The 4,090-nt window shown below is 65.8% G+C and carries 4 protein-coding genes; all 4 read right to left on the minus strand.

Translation table 11 applies throughout. The features are described from left to right. On the minus strand, window positions 1–313 hold a 313-nt coding region (locus AOQ71_RS16720; protein WP_157083546.1), incomplete at its 3' end, for a response regulator. A 74-nt stretch (window positions 314–387) separates the two neighbouring features. After that, window positions 388–753 carry a response regulator gene (locus AOQ71_RS16725; RefSeq protein WP_007600538.1) on the minus strand — a complete coding sequence of 122 codons (366 nt, stop codon included), beginning with the start codon at window positions 751–753 and terminating at the stop codon, window positions 388–390. A gap of 68 nt (window positions 754–821) precedes the next feature. Beyond that, on the minus strand, window positions 822–1,292 hold the full coding sequence (locus tag AOQ71_RS16730; protein ID WP_057748011.1) for a chemotaxis protein CheW: 471 nt from the start codon (window positions 1,290–1,292) through the stop codon (window positions 822–824). A gap of 23 nt (window positions 1,293–1,315) precedes the next feature. After that, window positions 1,316–4,090 (minus strand): hybrid sensor histidine kinase/response regulator (locus tag AOQ71_RS16735; RefSeq protein ID WP_063958242.1); only part of this gene is annotated, 2,775 nt, incomplete at its 5' end.

Raw genomic sequence — 4,090 nt, forward strand, 5'->3', positions numbered from 1 at the left:
GGCGGGTCAGCGTCGAAGCCATGATGATGACGAGATCGCGCTTCTTCGCCAGCAGTTGCGGCAGCGCCGAGATGCCGTCGAGCTCGGGCATTTCGATATCGAGCACGGCGACGTCAGGATTGATGCGTTCGAGCTGGTTGACCGCCTCGAGCCCGGTGCGCAGCGACGCCGCGACCTCCATGTCGTGCTCGGCTCCGATCCAGCGCGAGATCAGACCGCGTATGACGACGGAGTCATCGACGATCATCACCCGCAGCGGCCCGGCCTCACGCGACGGGCTCATGATCGATTTTCCTGCGAACGCCACACTCATCACTCACCAACTCGGACTGAAACGGTTTAGTTGACAACAAATGCCGAAGGAGCCGTCCAGCCTCCGGTGTTTGCTCAGATCAGGCCGACTTCCTGGAACTTCGCGGTCACGATGTCCTTGTCGAACGGCTTCATGATGTATTCGTTGGCGCCGGCGTGCAGCGCGCGCGCGATGTGGGCGACGTCGTTCTCGGTGGTGCAAAACACCACCTTGGGCTGGTCGCCACCCGGCATGCGGCGCAGATGACCGAGGAACTCGTAGCCGTCCATGACCGGCATGTTCCAGTCCAGCAGGACAGCATCGGGCAGGCCGCGCTTGCAGGCCTCCAGGGCCTTCTCACCGTCCTCGGCTTCGAGAATCTGGAAGTCGAGGCCTTCCAGGATCCGGCGCGCAACCTTGCGGATGACGCTGGAATCATCAACGACGAGACAAGTTCGCATGTGAGCCTCTGCTTCCTATCCCCTGTGAGGGGGACTTCCAATTGATCGTCGGCGGCGATGCCGCCGTATCAGGCTGCCATCATCTCGGGCGCGAGCTCGAGGACGCGATCGACGTCGAGGACGACCATGAGCTGGCCGTCGAGACGGTGGACGCCGCCGGCGAGCTTGGCCATGCGGGGGTCGAGGTTGACGGGGTTCTCTTCCTTGCCGTCCTCGGGCAGGCGCAGCACCTCGCCGATCTGGTCGATCAAGAGGCCATAGGATTCGCCGCGCAGATCGACGCCGACCGCCATCGCCGTCTTGCCGTCCTCGTCCCTCGGCAGGCCGAGACGGGCGCGCATGTCGACCACGGTGACGATGCGGCCGCGCAGGTTCAGCACGCCCGAGATCTCGCGCGAGGACAAGGGAACGCGGGTGACGCGCTCGGGCATGAACACGTCCTGGACGCGGGAGATCGGCAGGCCGAACAGCTGGCCGCCGATCATCGCGGTGACGTATTCGACCATGGCGCCTTCGCCAATTTGCGTCTTCTTGCTCATTTCGGTGTCTCCTGGTCCCTGCCCTATGCCGCGGCCCGGCTCAGCTCGGAGGCGCCGGCGGCGCCCGCGGTCTGCTCCTTCAGCGCCGCGATCAGGCCGGGACGGTCGAACTTGGCGACATAGTCGTGGAAGCCGGCCTGACGGCCGCGCTCGATCGCGGCCGGCGACACCAGGGCGGACAGGCCGATGATCGGCATCGAGCCCAGATTGCTGTCGGAGCGGATCACTTCGGCGAACTCGAACCCGTTCATGTCGGGCATCTCGATGTCGGTCAGGACCACGTCGAAGCTCTGCGCACGCAGGGCAGCCAGGCCCTCCTGCGCGGTCGGCGCGGTGCGGACGCGGTAGCCGGCGGCCTTCAGCACCGGGGCCAGCATGTTGCGGAAGAAGGCACTGTCGTCGACCAGCAGCACCGACTGCGAATGCATCGACGGCTTCATCTCCTTGCGGGTGAACCAGTCGGCGAACGCCATGGGCAGGAAGTGGCCGACGTCGATCACCTCGGTGGCCTGGCCCTTGATCACGGCCGAGCCGAGGATGCCGGAAGCCGAGCCGCCGACCTCGATGTTGAGGCGCTCCTCGACGATGTCGATGATCTCGTCGACGACGAGGCCCATGGAGCGGCCGTCATCGGCGAACACCAGGATCGGCTGGGCGCCCTGGGAGGCGATGGTGACGCCGTCCATGGAGACGAGCGGCATCAGCTGCTCGCGGTACTGCACCATGTAGCGGCCGTTACTGAACTCGATCTTGTCGGCCGGGAGCTCTTCCAGGCGGGTGACGAGACCGAGCGGGACCGCCTTGGGCTGCGACGAGCCGGCGCGGAACACCAGCAGCGAGGTGGTCTGCTCGCCCGAGCCGATGTGATGGGCGCTGTTGTCGTCGGCCATGTCATGGGCCGAGGAGCCGGCGGCGCCGAGCGCCTTGGCAATGCCGTTGGGGTCGATGATCATGATGACAGCGCCATCGCCCAAAATGGTGTTGCCGGAGAACATGTCGATGTGACGCAGCTTGGTCGACATCGGCTTGACCACGATTTCTTCGGTGTGGAACACGCCGTCGACGACGATGCCGAAGGTCTGGCTGCCGACTTGCGTGACCACGATGAAGCCGTTCTCGGGATCGCTGGCCGCGCCGTCGTCGATCTTCAAGAGCTTCTTCAGGTGGATCAGCGGCAACAGCTTGTTGCGCAGGCGCAGCACCGCGGTGTCCTTGATGCGCTCGATGCGGTGCTCCGAGTTGGCGCGGGCCCGGACCAGCTCGACCACCGAGAGCTGCGGGATCGCAAAGCGGTCGCCGGCGGCTTCCACGATCAGGGCGGAGACGATCGCCAGCGTCAGCGGGATCTTGATGGTGACGGAGGAGCCTTCACCGGCCACCGACTTGATGTCGATGGTGCCGCCGATCTGGTCGATATTGGTGCGGACCACGTCCATGCCGACGCCGCGGCCCGAGACCGAGGTGATGGCGGCCGCGGTTGAGAAGCCCGGCGCGAAGATGAACTTGTGGATCTGGGCTTCGCTCATCTTCTCCAGCTCGGCCTCGGTGACGAGACCTGAAGAGAGCGCCTTGGCCTTGATCTTCTCGGTGTTGAGGCCACGGCCGTTGTCGGCGATGCAGATGATGATGTGGCCGCCCTCGTGATAGGCGGACAGGCGGATGGTGCCCTGCTCGCCCTTGCCGGCAGCGAGCCGCTCGGCGGGGGTTTCCAGGCCGTGATCGGCGGAGTTGCGCACCATGTGGGTGAGCGGGTCCTTGATCAGATCGAGCACCTGGCGGTCGAGCTCGGTGTCGGCGCCGTGCATCTCCAGCTCGATCTGCTTGCCGAGTTCGCTCGAGAGGTCGCGGACGATGCGGGGCAGCTTCTGCCAGGCATTGCCGATCGGCTGCATGCGCGTCTTCATGACGCCTTCCTGCAGCTCGGCGGTGACGTTGGAGAGGCGCTGCAACGGCACCTTGAACTCGGTGTCCTCGTTGCGGCGGGAGATCTCCAGCAGCTGGTTGCGGGTCAGCACCAGCTCGGAGACCATGGTCATCAGATGCTCCAGCGTATCCACGTTGACGCGGATCGACTGGTTGGCGATGCGCTCGCCCTCGCTCGCACTCTCGTCGGCCATCGACTTCTTCGGCGCGGCCTTCTCCTTGGGCGCCCTGGTGTCCTTCGGCGCTTCGGCGGCAGGAGCTGGCTCGGCCTTCGCTTCGGCCTTCACTTCGGCCTTGGCAACGGGCGCGGGCACCGGCGCTTCGATCGCGGTCTCGCGGAAGGCGCGCTCGAGCTCGTCGAGCGAGACCTCGCCCGGACGGAGCGGACGCTCCAGCGTCTGGTCGACCAGCGAGCCCGTGGTCATCTCCTTGGCGGGTGCGGGCGCAGCAGCAGGCGGCGCTTCCGGCACCAGCGGCGGGGCGTCAGCAACGGGAGCGGAGCCGCCAGCCGGCATCGGCTGCGCCGAGCCTGACATCGCGGCCATGCCCTGCTCGACCATCGCTTCCAGCTTGTCGATGAGATCGCGGTCGTTGCCTTCAGGCTCGGCTTCGGTCGCCTCCAAGCCGGCCAGGATCTCCTTGATGCGGTCGATCGAGGACAGGATCACCGTCACGGCCTGGCCGGTCACCGGCATGCCGTCGCGGAATTTGCCCATCAAGGTCTCGCCGGCATGCGCCAGCGCTTCCAGCCGCGGCAACCCGAGGAAGCCGCACGTGCCCTTGATGGTGTGGACCAGGCGGAAGATGTTATCCAGGATCTTGGCGTTGTTCGGCTCCTGCTCGAACTTCACCAGCTGATTGTCGACGGTGTCCAG

The sequence above is a fragment of the Bradyrhizobium manausense genome (genome assembly GCF_001440035.1).
GTDB classification, from domain to species: Bacteria; Pseudomonadota; Alphaproteobacteria; order Rhizobiales; family Xanthobacteraceae; genus Bradyrhizobium; species Bradyrhizobium manausense.

Excerpts from the sequence above, each read along its gene's own strand:
- AOQ71_RS16725 (WP_007600538.1), bottom strand. The coding sequence starts at position 753 with ATGCGAACTTGTCTCGTCGTTGATGATTCCAGCGTCATCCGCAAGGTT.
- AOQ71_RS16730 (WP_057748011.1), bottom strand. The coding sequence starts at position 1,292 with ATGAGCAAGAAGACGCAAATTGGCGAAGGCGCCATGGTCGAATACGTC.